The 14,734-nt window shown below is 29.4% G+C and carries 15 protein-coding genes; 10 read left to right on the forward strand and 5 right to left on the reverse strand.

Features of this window, described 5'->3' with window-relative positions; all coding sequences use genetic code 11:
- The first annotated feature begins 1 nt into the window (after position 1).
- The 10 genes from mobA (at position 2) to ACKU3H_RS04980 (ending at position 10,447) form a co-directional block, all read left to right on the forward strand.
- Positions 2-580 carry a molybdenum cofactor guanylyltransferase MobA gene (gene mobA / locus ACKU3H_RS04935; protein WP_320035868.1) on the forward strand — a complete coding sequence of 193 codons (579 nt, stop codon included), beginning with the start codon at positions 2-4 and terminating at the stop codon, positions 578-580.
- A 94-nt stretch (positions 581-674) separates the two neighbouring features.
- Positions 675-2,159, forward strand: coding sequence for an FAD/NAD(P)-binding oxidoreductase (locus ACKU3H_RS04940; RefSeq protein WP_320035869.1), 1,485 nt, complete (start codon positions 675-677; stop codon positions 2,157-2,159).
- An 11-nt stretch (positions 2,160-2,170) separates the two neighbouring features.
- Positions 2,171-2,749 carry a DUF3365 domain-containing protein gene (locus tag ACKU3H_RS04945; RefSeq protein ID WP_320035870.1) on the forward strand — a complete coding sequence of 193 codons (579 nt, stop codon included), beginning with the start codon at positions 2,171-2,173 and terminating at the stop codon, positions 2,747-2,749.
- An 18-nt stretch (positions 2,750-2,767) separates the two neighbouring features.
- A complete protein-coding gene (locus tag ACKU3H_RS04950) occupies positions 2,768-3,430 on the forward strand; it encodes a c-type cytochrome (protein ID WP_320035871.1) in 663 nt (220 codons plus the stop codon).
- Between the two features lie 41 nt (positions 3,431-3,471).
- Positions 3,472-3,699: a hypothetical protein gene (locus ACKU3H_RS04955; RefSeq protein ID WP_320035872.1), complete on the forward strand. Its 228-nt coding sequence runs from the start codon at positions 3,472-3,474 to the stop codon at positions 3,697-3,699.
- Positions 3,700-3,749: 50 nt separating this feature from the next.
- The gene (locus tag ACKU3H_RS04960; protein ID WP_320035873.1) at positions 3,750-4,883 is read left to right on the forward strand and encodes a cytochrome b/b6 domain-containing protein; all 1,134 of its coding nucleotides are present in this window, start codon (positions 3,750-3,752) and stop codon (positions 4,881-4,883) included.
- A 147-nt stretch (positions 4,884-5,030) separates the two neighbouring features.
- On the forward strand, positions 5,031-7,478 hold the full coding sequence (locus tag ACKU3H_RS04965) for a molybdopterin-dependent oxidoreductase (RefSeq protein WP_320035874.1): 2,448 nt from the start codon (positions 5,031-5,033) through the stop codon (positions 7,476-7,478).
- A 2-nt stretch (positions 7,479-7,480) separates the two neighbouring features.
- On the forward strand, positions 7,481-8,044 hold the full coding sequence (locus tag ACKU3H_RS04970) for a 4Fe-4S dicluster domain-containing protein (protein WP_320035875.1): 564 nt from the start codon (positions 7,481-7,483) through the stop codon (positions 8,042-8,044).
- Positions 8,045-8,056: 12 nt separating this feature from the next.
- The gene (gene nrfD, locus ACKU3H_RS04975; RefSeq protein WP_320035876.1) at positions 8,057-9,235 is read left to right on the forward strand and encodes an NrfD/PsrC family molybdoenzyme membrane anchor subunit; all 1,179 of its coding nucleotides are present in this window, start codon (positions 8,057-8,059) and stop codon (positions 9,233-9,235) included.
- A gap of 21 nt (positions 9,236-9,256) precedes the next feature.
- Positions 9,257-10,447, forward strand: coding sequence for a rhodanese-like domain-containing protein (locus tag ACKU3H_RS04980; protein WP_320035877.1), 1,191 nt, complete (start codon positions 9,257-9,259; stop codon positions 10,445-10,447).
- Between the two features lie 46 nt (positions 10,448-10,493).
- On the opposite strand, the gene ACKU3H_RS04985 is transcribed toward ACKU3H_RS04980, so the two are convergent.
- From ACKU3H_RS04985 to thrS, 5 genes are all read right to left on the reverse strand, one after another.
- The gene (locus ACKU3H_RS04985; RefSeq protein ID WP_320035878.1) at positions 10,494-11,384 is read right to left on the reverse strand and encodes a hypothetical protein; all 891 of its coding nucleotides are present in this window, start codon (positions 11,382-11,384) and stop codon (positions 10,494-10,496) included.
- A 177-nt stretch (positions 11,385-11,561) separates the two neighbouring features.
- On the reverse strand, positions 11,562-11,921 hold the full coding sequence (gene rplT, locus ACKU3H_RS04990) for a 50S ribosomal protein L20 (protein WP_320035879.1): 360 nt from the start codon (positions 11,919-11,921) through the stop codon (positions 11,562-11,564).
- Positions 11,922-12,022: 101 nt separating this feature from the next.
- On the reverse strand, positions 12,023-12,220 hold the full coding sequence (rpmI, locus tag ACKU3H_RS04995; protein ID WP_320035880.1) for a 50S ribosomal protein L35: 198 nt from the start codon (positions 12,218-12,220) through the stop codon (positions 12,023-12,025).
- Positions 12,221-12,359: 139 nt separating this feature from the next.
- Positions 12,360-12,866, reverse strand: coding sequence for a translation initiation factor IF-3 (gene infC, locus ACKU3H_RS05000; RefSeq protein WP_320036464.1), 507 nt, complete (start codon positions 12,864-12,866; stop codon positions 12,360-12,362).
- Between the two features lie 29 nt (positions 12,867-12,895).
- A complete protein-coding gene (thrS, locus tag ACKU3H_RS05005) occupies positions 12,896-14,704 on the reverse strand; it encodes a threonine--tRNA ligase (protein ID WP_407933678.1) in 1,809 nt (602 codons plus the stop codon).
- Positions 14,705-14,734: the final 30 nt, after the last annotated feature.

Here is a 14,734-nt window from a genome sequence, read left to right on the forward strand (position 1 = left end):
TATGGATTCTTCACTCTATTTTGATATACCTTGTGTAATTCTTTGTGGAGGGAAAAGTTCAAGAATGGGAGAAGACAAAGCTCTTCTTCCTTTTTCAAATCATAATACCTTATCTCAATACCAATACGATAGATTAAAACTTCATTTTAAAAAAATATATATATCATCTAAAACTGATAAATTTGACTTTGATAAAAATTTAATTTTGGATAAAGGAGAAATCTATTCTCCGATAGTTGCATTGGAAACTATATTTAAAACATTAGAAAATGAACAAAGAATATTTATAATTACAGTTGATACTCCATTTGTAAAAATTGAAACAATAAAAAAAATAATTGATTTATCAATAAATTACGATATTGTAATACCTGAAGCGGAAAAAACACATAATTTATGTGGTGTGTTTAATAAATCTTGCTTATCATTAATCAAAGAGATGTTAAATAATAATATTCATAAAGTAAATTACTTAATTAAAAATTCAAAAACAAAAATCCTACAATGTGACGATGAGAACGAGTTTTTGAATCTAAATGACAAAACCCAATATAACTTAGCTAAATCATTTATAAGCTGAACTAATAATTATAATTATTAAATTCAGTATACTTTAAGTTTTGTATTATCTAAAATTAGATAATCTATATAAAACAATTTTAAAGGACTTTAGTATGGTTAATAACGACGAGCTTAAAAAAGCTTTAGATATGTTAGATTCAGAACTTAAAAAAAAGGGTATATCAAGAAGGGATGCTCTTAAACTAGCTGGACTTGGTTCAGCATCATTCTTAATGGGAAATGGTACAGAAGCACAAGCAGCAACTGTTGCTAATGCAAGTGAAGCAAAAGGGAAAATTGTAATTGTTGGTGGAGGACTTGCAGGTATTGCAACGGCAGCAAAACTATCTAGTGATTTATCAAACCCAGATATTACAGTAATTGAGCCAAATCCAATATCAGTATCATATCAACCAGGACAAACATTAGTAGCTGCTGGTATATGGGAAAAATCAGATATTGTTTATAATACAAAAGATTTTGTACCAAGTGGTGTAAAAATGATAAAAGATAAAGTAGCTGAATTTAATCCAGAGGCAAATAAAGTGATAACAGAAAGTGGGGAAACTATCTCTTATGACTTCTTAATAGTTGCTACTGGATTGGTTTTAGATTACGGACAAATTAAAGGTTTAGAAGGGGTAGGTCACTCTGCAGAAGCAAATGAAAAAGTATCAGAAAAAATTGGTAAAAATGGATTACATTCTATATATTATGCTGATGGCGCAGTTAATACTTGGAAAGGTATGCAAGAGCTAATCTCTGAAGCAAAATCTGGTAAAAAATTAAAAGCTTTATACACTCACCCAAATACTCCAATAAAATGTGGTGGAGCTCCAAAGAAAATTATGTATCTTACAAATGCAAGACTAAATGAAGCAGGTGTTAGAGATAACGTGGATATGTGGTTTTATCCAAACGGTTCAAAAATGTTTGGTGTTCCAGAATATCATGAGGCAATTGTTAAACAATTTGAAGCTAGAAATATGAACTGGGAATATAAAAACAATCTTATAGAAGTTGATACAGAAAATAAAATAGCAACTTTTGAGAAAAGATGGTTTGAAAAAGGTGAATGGGATGAAGATTTAGAAGAGTATGAGATGATTCCTGTAAGTAAAAAAGTTCAAAGAGAATATGATTTCATGCATGTAACACCACCAATGAGAGCACCTGATGCAGTTAAAAACTCTAGTTTAGCATGGCAAAGAGGTAGTGCTTCAAAAGGTGGATGGGTTGAACTAAACAAAGAAACATTACAACATACAAGATATCCAAATGTATTTGGTATTGGGGATGTTGCTGGTATTCCTATGGGAAAAACAGGAGGAAGTGCAAGAAAACAATATAAAGTTTTAGTAGAAAACTTAATTGCAGCAATGGAAGGAAAAGAATTAGCAGCTAAATATGCAGGTTATACTGTGTGTCCTTTAATTACAGATATTGGAAAAGTTATGTTAGCGGAGTTTAATTGGACTAAAAAACCAACTCCATCTTTCCCTCTTGATCCTACACAAGAGAGATATATTTGGTGGTTATTAAAAGTTTATTTACTTAAACCAATGACAGTTTATGGAATGTTATCAGGTAAAGCATAAGAGAGGCTATTTTGAAAAAACAATTTAAGGCAATAGCAATTTTTATTTTAATTGGTAGTTTATCTTTGATTTATGCTCAGAAATTAACTTTAGAAGGTGTAAAAAAAACAGCTTCAAAAGTTACAAAAGAGTTTGAATCTAGATTAAAAAAAGAGTTAAAAGATGCAAAAAGATCTGGTGGTACTAAAACTATGACTGATTTTTGTATAAATGATTCTAAAAAAATTCAAAAAGAGATAAGTGAAAAGTATGGTTCAAAAATTTCTATAAAAAGAATTAGTTTAAATAATAGAAATGATAAAGCAAAACCAGAAGAAAATGAGATAAAAATACTAGAAGCTTTTGATTTAATTCAAAAATCAGATGCCTATGAGCCAGAACAAATTGTTCAAATAGTTGATGATAACACTTATAAAGTCTATTCACCTATTCAAATGAATAGTAGAGATTGTAAAAAATGTCATGGTTTAGATAGAAAAGTTGATAAAGAAGCTAAAAAGAGGTTCTCTGAAATTTATAAAAATGACAGAGGATATGGACATAAAAGTGGAGATATTAGAGGTGCAGTTGTAGTGACTGTCTCTAAGTAATTAAAAAAAGGAATTTAAATGCAAGTTAAAAAAGCAGTTTTATTAGGTTTCATAGCATGTTTCTTTGCCTTTGAAGCTACAGCAGCAGATATGAGTTATACAAATGCTGAAATTTATACAAAAATGTGTTCTAAATGTCATGGATTAAGTGCAGAGGGAAACCCAGCTAAAAAAGGTCCAGCTTTAAATGACCAAACTGCTCATGAACTTGAAATCAGTTTATATGATTTAAAAAGTGGAGGATTAAACCAATCTTCAGGAACTGAGCACGAAGTTATGGAACATAATATGAAAAAGATTATTGAAAAAGGTATGAATTATGAGCCAAAATCTATGGCTGAATATATCTTTACATCTTTTAATTCAGAGGCAAAATATTATAAAAAAACTACTGGAAAAACAAATTATACTGTATCAGAAATTTATGCAGAAATGTGTTCAAAATGTCATGGTCGAAATGCAGAGGGAAATCCTGCTAAAAAAGGTCCTGCACTTAATGATAAAACTGCACATGAAATTGAAGCAGAGTTATTAGATATTCAAAGTGGTGGATTAAACCAATCTTCAGGAACAGAGCATGAAGTAATGGAGCATAATCAAAATAAAATTGAAGAAAAAGGTATGAGTTATACTCCTAAAGAGATGGCTAAATACATAGAAGAAAACTTCTTAAAAAACTAAAAAAGTAAGGGTTTTACCTTTACTTTTTATATTGGATAAAAATGATTAATTTAAAAAAAGAGAGTATTATCTTTTTAGTGTTATTTATATTAACATCTTTTGTATTTCATTATGCATCTTGGCTTAGCCATCCAGTGGAACATATGAATGCACTTTTTTCACATTCAATGCCTTATCATCCCTTATTATATGTATTTTTAATATATTTATTGATTGCAATTCTAAGAGGTTTTATTTTATTGATTAAAAAAATTATAGGTAAAAAGTAAACTTTTTAAAAATATATATTTATGAATGAATAGTCATATGTCAGGTTAATATGAATAATAATTATAGAACATACGTTTGGTCTTTCCTTGGTAGAATAAGTCATTGGCTTTTAGTAATAAGTTTATTTTCTTGTTTTATAACATCTTTTTATGAAGAACTTCTTACTCTTCATGTTTCAATTGGTATTGTTGTTTTTGGTATGCTTATGATGAAAATTGTATGGGGAGTAATTGGACCTAAATATGCTAGATGGAGTGATTTTAAATTTGCATTAAAAGATTTGAAGTTTTATTTTGTTGAAAAAATTAGAAATAGATATAGAACAATACAACCAGGACATAATCCAGCTTCATCTTGGTTTGCTTTTTTAGTAACGTGGTTTGGTATTATTTGTTGTACAAGTGGATTTTTACTTTATGGAATACAAGAGGGGAATGGGATATTCTCATCTTTAAATGAAAAATATATTTCAAAAAGTGAAATATTAGACTCAACTCATATATTTTTAGCATATTTATTACTAGTTATGATATTTGCACATGTGTCTGGTGTATTAATAGAACAGTTTTATCATAAAACAAATATGGTAATGGCAATGGTTAGTGGATATAAAAAAGCTAAGGGTGAAGATATTACTACTACTTTTAGAATGAAGTTATTAGGTTCACTGTATATTATAGGTGTATTAATTATTGCAGTATACTCTTATTGTACACCAAATAATATGTTTACTAAAAGTAAATTTGAAAAAATCTCTTATAAAGAATTAGATTATGACTTTTATTTTGAGTGTTCAGATTGCCATAACCTGTTTCCACCTTTTTTACTACCTGCAAACTCATGGACAGAGTTAATGAAAAATCAACATGAACATTTTGAAGAAGATTTAGAATTAGATGAAAGTTTAGTAAAAAAAATAAATTCTTATCTGGTTACTAATTCAGCAGATAAATCAACAAAAGAATCGGCCTATAATTTAAATAGAGAAATAAATAATTCTAAACTTTATACTATAACAAAAACTAATTACTGGAAACAGATACATAAAGATATTCCAGAAAAAATATTTGAAAATGATATAGTTGAAAAAAAATCAAATTGTGTAGCATGTCATAAAGGATTTGAACAAGGAATAATTTTTGACATAAATATTACATATCCTCCAAAAGTTACTAAAAAGTAATAATTTTTACTTATAATTCCCTATAGAAATCATAAAAACTTATAAAAAGTATGAATAGTCATTCATAAATAAGTTTTTTTTATCAAATTTAATGTTAAAATTATCTTATTAATATAAAATACTAAGTAAATATTAAGAGGAGAAAAGATGCAAGTTGAGATTTCAAGAAGAAAATTTCTTCAAGGTACAGTAGCACTTTCAGTTGTAGCTGCGTCAACTTCAGCTCTATCAAATACCAAATCACATGAGGATAAAAAGGTATATGGTACAACAAAAACATCACAAAATACAAATGATGTAAAAATTGTTCCAACCCTATGTGAGATGTGTGTTAATAAATGTGCAGCCTATGCCAGAGTTGAAAACAATGTGGTTACCAAACTTGATCCAAATCCACACTTTCCTAAATCACAAAATATGTTGTGTGCTAGGGGTAATGCTGGAATTCAAGCTTTATATGATCCTGATAGAATCAAATATCCACTTATTAGAGTAGGAGAAAGAGGTGAAGGAAAATATAAAAGAGTTACTTGGGATGAGGCATATACTTATATATCAGAAAAATTAACAAAAATTTTAGATGAAGAAGAAGATAATAGATCATGTATAGGGTATTGTGCAGGTGAAGGTATGGCTGAACATACTTTTAAAACTTTTATGCAAGATAAGTTTGGTTCAACAAATTTTGTAAATCATGCTTCAATTTGCCTTCAAACTACAGCATCTGGTTATGCTTTAACAATAGGTGGATATGGACAAGCTGATTTAGAAAATGCAGAATATATTATTATGGCTGGTGCAAATAGAGCAGAAGCTATTGTAACTCCTGATACTATGGATCTATTTAAAAGAACAAAAAGAAGAGGTGCAAAACTTGTAGTTGTTGATCCTAGATTTACAAATACAGCAGCTCATGCTGATGAGTGGGTACCTATTGAAGTTGGAACTGATTTAGCATTAGTTTTAGCTATGACTTATGTAGTAATAACTGAAGAGTTATATAACAAAAAATTTGTATCTTTAAATGTAAATGGATTTGAAGAGTATAAAAAACATATATTAGATAATAATTATACTCCTGAATGGGCAGAACTAATTACAGGTATAAAAGTAGCGCAGATTAAAAAAATGGCAAGAGATTTTATGCATTATGCTCCTAAATCAATCTATTATCAAGGAAGACGAACAGCTTGGAGTAAACAAGATTTCCAACTAAGACGAGCTCAAGCTATATTTACAGCCCTTGGTGGTGGTATTGATAAAGAGGGTGGAATTATATTTGGTAAAAAATTACCACTTGGAAGTCACTATGTTAATATCCCTATGTATGCAAATGCAGAAGGAAGAATAGAAAAAGATGAAGCAGCAATTATTGGTGGTTCTGGTTCTTGGATTGCTTGGAGAAATATGGTTGAAGAGGGAAGATCTTCTTATCCTATTAGAGGAATGTTTATTTATAAACAAAATCCAATGCTAAGTGTTCCAAATGTTAAAAAAACTAAAAAAATGTTTGAAAAAATGGATTTAATAGTTGCAATTGAAACTATGCCAAGTGATTCAGCCATGATGGCAGATGTGATTTTACCTGAGTGTACATATTTAGAAAGAGAAGATCCTGTAAAATCTTTTGGTGGAGCACAACCTTCAATTGCATTAAGACAAGCAGCTGTAAAACCAATGTGGGAATCTAAACCAGTAATAGAAATAATGCATGGTTTAGCTAAAAAAGTTTCAAAACCATTATGGGAAATTACAAAAAAATATGATGAAGATGTACAAGATGAAATTGATGGTATGTCAGCAGAAGAGATTGAAGAATATTATGAAGAGAATGGATTTAATTTAGCTGATGCATTTGAAGAATCTCAAGAAGAGATAAACAGACATATGGTTGAAAAAGTTTATGGAAAAGAGGTTTGGGAAAAACTTAGAGAAAAAGGTGTTTACTATCTAAATATGGATAAATACTTTAAAAAACTTTCTGCTAATGAATATGAATGGTATCCAAAAAAGAAAAGATTCTATTCAGTTGTAAGAGGAGAGTTTAAATCTGATGTATTCCATGATACTTGTGTGGATGAAAAAGAGTTAGCAGTACTTAAAAAGAAATTTAAAACTCCAACTGGAAAAGTTGAATGTGTTTTAGATAACTTAGCAAGAAAAGGTGTTGATGCAATGCCAACATGGCGAAATGATATGTATACACCAACACCAAAAGATAAATTTAGATTTATTACTGGACGTCATGCGCAGTTTACCCAAAATGCAACATCGAATAATGCAATGTTGTTAGATTTATTACCAGAAAACTATTTATGGGTAAACAAAAGAGTAGCAACAAGTAGAGGGATTGAGTTTGGTGATGTAGTGGAAGTAGAGAGTAAAGTAGGAAAAATACAAATAAAAGCTTATCCAACAGAAAAAATTGGACCTAATACTTTATTTTTTGTACATGGATTTGGTTCTACATCTGATAACCTATCATTGGCTAAAGGTAATGGTGCAAGTGATAATATGATTATTGATGATGTTATTGAGCCAGTGTTTGGTAGTGCAGCGATGCATGAAACAATTGTTGATATAAGAAAGGTTTAATTATGGCACGATATGCAATGGCACTAGATTATAAAGATTGCATTAACTGTAAAGCATGTGAAACAGCATGTAAAGAAGAGAATGGAATTCTTTTAGGTGCGGACAGTCACAGAATTTGGGTTGGGACAAAAGAGATAGAAGGGGAGTTTCCTTTTTTAAATATTTCATCAAGTAATTTTTTACCTAGTCAATGTCAACAATGTTCTAATGCACCTTGTCAAGAGGTTTGCCCTACAAATGCAACTTATTATGATGAACATGGCGTGGTAAGAGTTGACCCTGATAAATGTATTTTATGTAGTTACTGTATGACAGCTTGTCCTTATGATGCAAGATATGTAGATGATAGAACAACTACTATTGATAAATGTAATTTTTGTTCTGACACAAGACTTGCAAGGGGTGAAACAACAACTGCTTGTCAAGCAACTTGTCCTACAAAAGTTAGAATCTTTGGTGATTTAGATGATCCAAATAGTGAAATATCTGAAGTTTTAAGAACAAGAGAACACTTTACACTAAAAACTCATCTAGGTACTAAACCTAAACTATTTTATTTAACATAAGAGGGGGCTGTTATGAATATAAAATCAATAATCCCAATGAGAGATGTAACTTTAAAAGAATTGTTCTCTTTTAAAATGAGTTTTAGTAATGTAACTATGGCCTTATTAACTTTAGGATTAGTAGCATTATTTGTTGCGGGTGCAGTAACATATTTTATAGAAGGACACCATGCATATAATGTTACAAGAGAACATCCTTGGGGACTTATAATTGGAATGTATGTATTTTTTGTTGTATCAAGTACGGGACTTTGTATTATGTCTTCAATTGGTCATGTGTTTGGTGTAAAAGAGTTTGAGATTATAGGGAAAAGAGCAATTCTTGGAGCAATACTTACAATTTGTACAGGATTTTTAGTAATTGCACTTGAAATTGGACACCCAATTAGAATGATAATTTATAATGTATTAACACCAGGTTTTACCTCTGCAATTTGGTGGATGGGAACACTATATGGTGCATATTTAGGATTTATTATATTTGAATTTATTTTCTTAGTAAGAGAAAATCATAAATGGTCAAAAATATTTGGTCTAGGTGGACTTTTAGTAGGACTTGCTGCACACAGTAATTTAGGTGCAGTATTTGGGTTCTTAGTTGCAAGACCAATATCAAATGGAGTATTTTTTCCAATATATTTTATTCTTTCAGCAATGATTACAGGTTCTTATCTACTGTTTTTAATGTATGGATTTAGATATAAAATGGATTTTCCAAAAGAGGTTGAAGCTATGTTAGTTAAACTAGCAAAAATATTAGGATTACTTTTAGCAATTTTGATGTTTTTTGAGATTTGGAGAATGTTTACTTCGATTTATGGTGGTATGCCAGGTCGTGCAAATGTTGCAGAACATATTTTAACAAGTCCTAACTTTTTAGTTGGGGAAGTTTTACTTGGAATGGTTATACCTTTTATTGTTATTTTAGCAAGTAAAGGGAAAAATATAAAAGGTATGGTTTGGGCTTCAATTTTAGGAATGGTAGGTATTTTCTTTATGAGATATGATTTAGTTCATGATACTCAATTAATGCCTCTGCAGTTACTAAAAATAAGAGAATATCAATTACCTCCAACGTTTATTGAATATTTTCCATCATTTGCAGAGATAGCAATATCAATTGGTGGAATTGGTGTCTGCTTACTAATGTATTATTTTGCAGAGAAGTTTTTTAATTTAGACTATAAATAAAATCTAAAAAAAGGATATGACATGAAAGCGAAAATTGTTCTAAAAAGTTTAATGGTAGTTGCACTTTTAAGTGTGGGTTCTTTTGCAAATGATCCTGGAAATCTAACAAAGCCTAGTGCAAAAGTTCAATCAATGATTGATAAATTTGAACTTGAAATGGTAGATTTTGATTATGCAAAAGCAAAGGTAGCTAAGGGAACTAGAGATGGTGCAAAAGCCGTATTTGTTGATGCTAGACCAAATAAAAAATATAAAGTTGGAACAATTCCTAGTTCAATAAATATTCCTGATACAGATTATGATAAATATGTTGGACAATTAAAAGATACACCAAAAGATAAAGAGATATTGGTATTTTGTGGTGGATGGAAGTGTGGTAAAAGTCCAAAAGTTGCTAATATGTTAAAAAAAGATGGTTTTAAAAATGTAAAACTATACCAAGCTGGGGAACCAGAGTGGGTAAAAAAAAGTTACTTAGAAGTTGATTTAGCAGTAATAAAAGCAGCTCAAGCAAACAATAGTGCAGTTTTAATTGATGCAAGACCATATGCAAAATATTTACAAGAAACAATACCAGGGGCTATTTCAATTCCTGATACAAAAGTTGAAGAGTTAAAAGGTAGATTTCCAGTTAATCATATTGAAAAAGTTATCACTTTTTGTGGTGGATATAAATGTGTAAAATCACATGTAGTAGCAAAAAAACTTATCTCTATGGGATATAGCAATGTAAAAGTATTTGCAGGTGGAGTTCCAGAGTGGAAAAAAGCAGGACTTGCAACAACAAAAAGTGCATCAAAAGTTAAAGTTGATTCAAAACCTAAAAAACCAGAATTTAGTAAAAATGGTGCAAAAATTGGAGTTGATGAAGGAAGTATTGATGGTGAATGGCTTTATGCGTTAATTAAAGAGGATAAAGTACCTTCATATATTCAAATTGTTGATGTAACAAGTGCTGATGAGTTTAAAGCAGGACATTTAAAAGGAGCAATTAATATCACAGCTGAAAATTTTTCTGCAAAAGAGTTAGTTGCTAAGTTTCCAAAAGATAAAACTATTGTATTTAATTGTACAGCAGGTGGAAGATCTATGGATGCATGGACAAAACTAAATGAGGCTGGAGTAGATGTATCAGAGATATTCTATTTTGATGCAAATATTGATTGTAAAGGTAATGATTGTAAAATTGAGGTTAATGAGCCTTTAGAATAAGCTTGTAATATTAATATAAATAAGGGAATATAACAATTATATTCTCTTATTTAGTCTTATTTTCTATAATTGATAATATATTATTTATTAGTTTATATACCTTAATTAATGTATTGTAGTTATAGTATTCAGGTATAAGTCCATTTACAAAGTAGTTGGAATTAAAACAATTAAACTCTTGTGAAATAAAAATATAAAGATCATTTTCTATAAAAGATAAAGAGATATTTTTATCTAAGATATCAATGATATTTAAAATAGTATTTTGATAATCTTGATTATTGAATTGTCTAATTAGTAAATGTTTTTCATATTCTATTTTATGAAATCTATTATTAAATGCGTTAGAAAAACTTTTGAATGATAAAAAACTATTTTCATAGATATAAGTTTCTACGGGAAAATTAATATTACTTACTTTAATAAAAAGTCCTTTTCTATTTGTGTATGAAATAGGAGTATTAATATTTGTATTATTCAAAGAAATTGATGAAAATATAATTTCCTTGCCTTTGATTTTAGTTTTAAAAGACCAAATATTTTGAATTAATTGACTAATCACCATATATTCATATATATTGAAGAAAGTAGATTTTATTGCATCATCTTTTAAAGTTATATAATTAAAAAAGGTTGCATCATTGTTAAATATTTTTAATATTTTAGGAAATATTTGTGTATCAATAATATCTTTATACTCATATCTAAATGTATATTTAGCAACTATAAACATTATAGAACTAGTAAATATTGAAAGTAGTAAAAAACTGATGTGTAGATTATACTTATCTATAAAAACATAGATAAGTATATTAAAAAGGATTAAAATTGAAGTGAAAACAAATAGCTTGTTTTCAGCTTTTTTTATATCTTTTTCTAATATATTTATTAGTGGTTTTATGAGATTATTAAAATCTATTTTAAATATTTCTTCCATTTTTGCTCTGATTATTAATAATTTTTTATATTATATCATATTGAGCTTAACATGAAACAATTGTTAATAAATGAAGATGAGTTTTTGGTTGTAGTAATTGTTAAATATGTTGACATAAAAAAAGGGCTTGAAGATTAACTTCAAACCCTTTTTCTTATTATTGCAAATTTATATAAATTATGCTGCTAAAGCTTCTTTTGCTTTTACTACTAATGCTGAAAATGCTTCTGCATCATTCATAGCAAAATCTGCTAAGATTTTTCTATCAAGTTCAATGTTAGCTAATTTTAAACCATTCATGAATCTTGAGTAGTTAATATCATTTAATCTACAAGCAGCATTGATTCTAACGATCCAAAGCTTTCTAATATCTCTTTTTTTCTGTCTTCTATCTCTGTAAGCGTATACTAAAGAGTGTTCTAATTGCTCTTTCGCTTTTCTAAAATGTTTTCTTCTACCACTAAAAAATCCTCTAGCAGCTTTTAAAACTTTCTTATGTCTTCTTCTTCTTACTACACCAGTTTTTACTCTAGGCATATTATTCCTTTCTTTACCATATATGTTTAATAATAGGTGTCGATTTTATAATCGAACTTGTCCACTTATACAGTGGAGGGACTATGTAATTAAATTTTTAATTACGCTTGGTTTAACATCGCTTTTACTCTAGAAGCATCTGAGCTTGCGATTGTTTGTGGACCTCTAAGATTTCTTTTTCTCTTTTGAGTCTTTTTTGTTAGAATGTGACTTCTAAAAGCTGATCCTCTTTTAATAGAACCATTTTTCTTTACTTTAAATCTTTTTAAAGCACTACTAACTGATTTCATCTTTGGCATCGTATAGTTCCTTTCTTATAAATTTGCATTTTCATATTATGAAAAAGTGTGAGATTTTACTTAAAATATACTTAAATTAAGGTTAAATAGTTTTTTAGGGAGAGAGAAGAATATTAGATTCTTCTCTTTTTTTTGTAGGTTAGTTTTTAGGTTTTTCTGATTTTGGTACTACGTACATATTTACGAATCTTCCCTCTTGTTTAGGTTCAGATTCTCTTACACCATACTCTTCAATCATTGGCCATACTCTTTCAAGAACTTCTGCTCCTGCTTCTGGATGAGCCATTTCTCTACCTTTTAAGAATACTCTACATTTTACATGGTATCCTTTTTCTAAAAACTCAATTGCGTGTTTAACTTTATAGTTAATATCATTTTCTGCAATTTTAACAGAAAATTTAACCTCTTTTACAACAATTACTTTTTGCTTTTTCTTAGCTTCTTTTTTCTTTTTCTCTTGTTGGTATCTAAATTTACCATAATCCATAATTTTTGCTACAGGAGGTTTCGCATCTGGAGCAATAAGAACTAAGTCTAATCCTAAGTCATCCGCAGTTGTTTGGGCATCTCTTGTTGAAATGATACCATAATTTGTACCATCATCGCTCATACATCTTACTTCACTTACCGTGATATCCTCGTTCATTATTACTTCTGGTTTTTTTGCAGTCCTACTCAAATTTTACTCCCTGTGTTTAATTGATTTAACATTGTTATGAACTCATCTTTACTAATGTTAGATTGTTCTCTGTTTCTCCTATCTCTAAGTGCAATTGCTTGTTTTTCTACTTCTTCATCACCAATTACAACTATCATAGGTACTCTTTTCTTTTCAGCCATTCTGATTCTTTTATTTAAACTTTCATTCATATTAAAAATTTCAGAATCTATATCCATCTCAATAAGTTCTCTTTGTAACTCTTTTGCATACTCAACATGTGGTTCAGCAATAGGTACAAAAATAACTTGTGTTGGAGCAATTGCAAAAGGAAACTCTCCTGCACAGTGCTCAGTTAGTATACCAATAAATCTTTCAAATGAACCAAGAATTGCTCTGTGAATCATCACAGGTTGTTCTTTTTCACCTTTATCATTAATATATTCAGCTTCAAATCTACTTGGTAAGTTCATATCTACTTGAACTGTACCACATTGCCATTTTCTACCAATAGCATCTAGAATTTTAATATCGATTTTTGGTCCATAGAAAGCTCCCCCACCTTCATCAATACCATATTCGATTTGTTTTTCATCTAATGCATCCATTATTCCTTTGGTAGTTTTCTCCCAGAATATGTCATCACCAATAGCCTTTTCAGGTTTAGTTGAAACTTCAATCTCATATTTAAAATCAAATAGTTTCAATAATGAATCAACAAACTCTAATACCTCAAAGATTACCTCTTTAATTTGGTCTTGAGTACAGAAAATATGTGCATCATCTTGAGTAAATTCTCTTACTCTAAATAATCCGTGCATAGCTCCACTCATTTCATGTCTATGAACTACTCCGTATTCAAAAAGTTTTTTAGGTAAGTCTTTATAAGAAACAAGATTGTTTTTAAATATTTGAATATGACCAACACAGTTCATAGGTTTGATACCATATTCTTGCTCATCAATTTCCGTAAAATACATATTTTCTTTATAGTTTTGATAGTGACCTGAAATTTTCCACATATCTGATTTAAGCATTTCTGGACCACGAACTGGCTCATAACCTCTAACTCTATGAGCTTTGTAAAGAATTTTTTCTAATTTCCCTCTAAGTCTTGCTCCATTTGGAAGCCATAAAGGTAAACCTGCTCCAATTTCATCATTGAATGCAAATAATTCTAATTCTGTTCCTAATTTTCTATGGTCTCTTTTTTTAGCTTCTTCTAACATTCTTACATAGTCATTTAGTTCTTGTTTATCAAAAAATGCAATACCATAGATTCTTGTAATCATTTCATTTTTTTCATCACCACCAAGATAAGCTCCTGCTACTCTTGTTAGTTTAAATGCTCTAATCATTCTAGTATTTGGTAAGTGAGGGCCTCTACATAAGTCTTCAAACTCACCTTGCTTATAAAGGGTTAATGTATTATCGGTAATATTTTGTAAAACAGCTTGTTTTAATTCATCATTAGCAAATTTTTCTAATATCTCTTCTCTTGTGGTTTCATATCTTTCAATAGGTAATTTTCTATTTGCAATCTCTTTCATCTTTTTTTCGATTTTTGGTAAATCTTCATCAGAGATTTTTGAATCAACCTTAAAGTCATAGTAGAATCCCTCTTTTACAACAGGTCCTACGAAAAATTTTGCTTCAGGGTACAACTCTTTGATAGCTTGTGCCATCATGTGAGCACATGAGTGTCTAAGTATTTCTAGAGACTCAGCAGAATTGTCAGCTTTAATCTCATCACCAGAGAGGTTTAAAGCTGCAGCAGTTTGAAGGTCATATATATTTCCTTCACTTAATATACCAATAGGTTCCAATTATTTCCTTTTTTTAATTTTTTTGTAAAT

The sequence above is a fragment of the Halarcobacter sp. genome, assembly GCF_963675975.1.
GTDB lineage: Bacteria > Campylobacterota > Campylobacteria > Campylobacterales > Arcobacteraceae > Halarcobacter.

What these genes read in the sequence shown, in the direction of transcription:
- mobA (WP_320035868.1), top strand. Translation starts at nt 2, where the DNA reads ATGGATTCTTCACTCTATTTTGATATACCTTGTGTAATTCTTTGTGGA.
- ACKU3H_RS04940 (WP_320035869.1), top strand. Translation starts at nt 675, where the DNA reads ATGGTTAATAACGACGAGCTTAAAAAAGCTTTAGATATGTTAGATTCA.
- ACKU3H_RS04950 (WP_320035871.1), top strand. Translation starts at nt 2,768, where the DNA reads ATGCAAGTTAAAAAAGCAGTTTTATTAGGTTTCATAGCATGTTTCTTT.
- ACKU3H_RS04955 (WP_320035872.1), top strand. Translation starts at nt 3,472, where the DNA reads ATGATTAATTTAAAAAAAGAGAGTATTATCTTTTTAGTGTTATTTATA.
- ACKU3H_RS04960 (WP_320035873.1), top strand. Translation starts at nt 3,750, where the DNA reads ATGAATAATAATTATAGAACATACGTTTGGTCTTTCCTTGGTAGAATA.
- ACKU3H_RS04965 (WP_320035874.1), top strand. Translation starts at nt 5,031, where the DNA reads ATGCAAGTTGAGATTTCAAGAAGAAAATTTCTTCAAGGTACAGTAGCA.
- ACKU3H_RS04970 (WP_320035875.1), top strand. Translation starts at nt 7,481, where the DNA reads ATGGCACGATATGCAATGGCACTAGATTATAAAGATTGCATTAACTGT.
- nrfD (WP_320035876.1), top strand. Translation starts at nt 8,057, where the DNA reads ATGAATATAAAATCAATAATCCCAATGAGAGATGTAACTTTAAAAGAA.
- ACKU3H_RS04980 (WP_320035877.1), top strand. Translation starts at nt 9,257, where the DNA reads ATGAAAGCGAAAATTGTTCTAAAAAGTTTAATGGTAGTTGCACTTTTA.
- ACKU3H_RS04985 (WP_320035878.1), bottom strand. Translation starts at nt 11,384, where the DNA reads ATGGAAGAAATATTTAAAATAGATTTTAATAATCTCATAAAACCACTA.
- rplT (WP_320035879.1), bottom strand. Translation starts at nt 11,921, where the DNA reads ATGCCTAGAGTAAAAACTGGTGTAGTAAGAAGAAGAAGACATAAGAAA.
- rpmI (WP_320035880.1), bottom strand. Translation starts at nt 12,220, where the DNA reads ATGCCAAAGATGAAATCAGTTAGTAGTGCTTTAAAAAGATTTAAAGTA.
- infC (WP_320036464.1), bottom strand. Translation starts at nt 12,866, where the DNA reads ATGAACGAGGATATCACGGTAAGTGAAGTAAGATGTATGAGCGATGAT.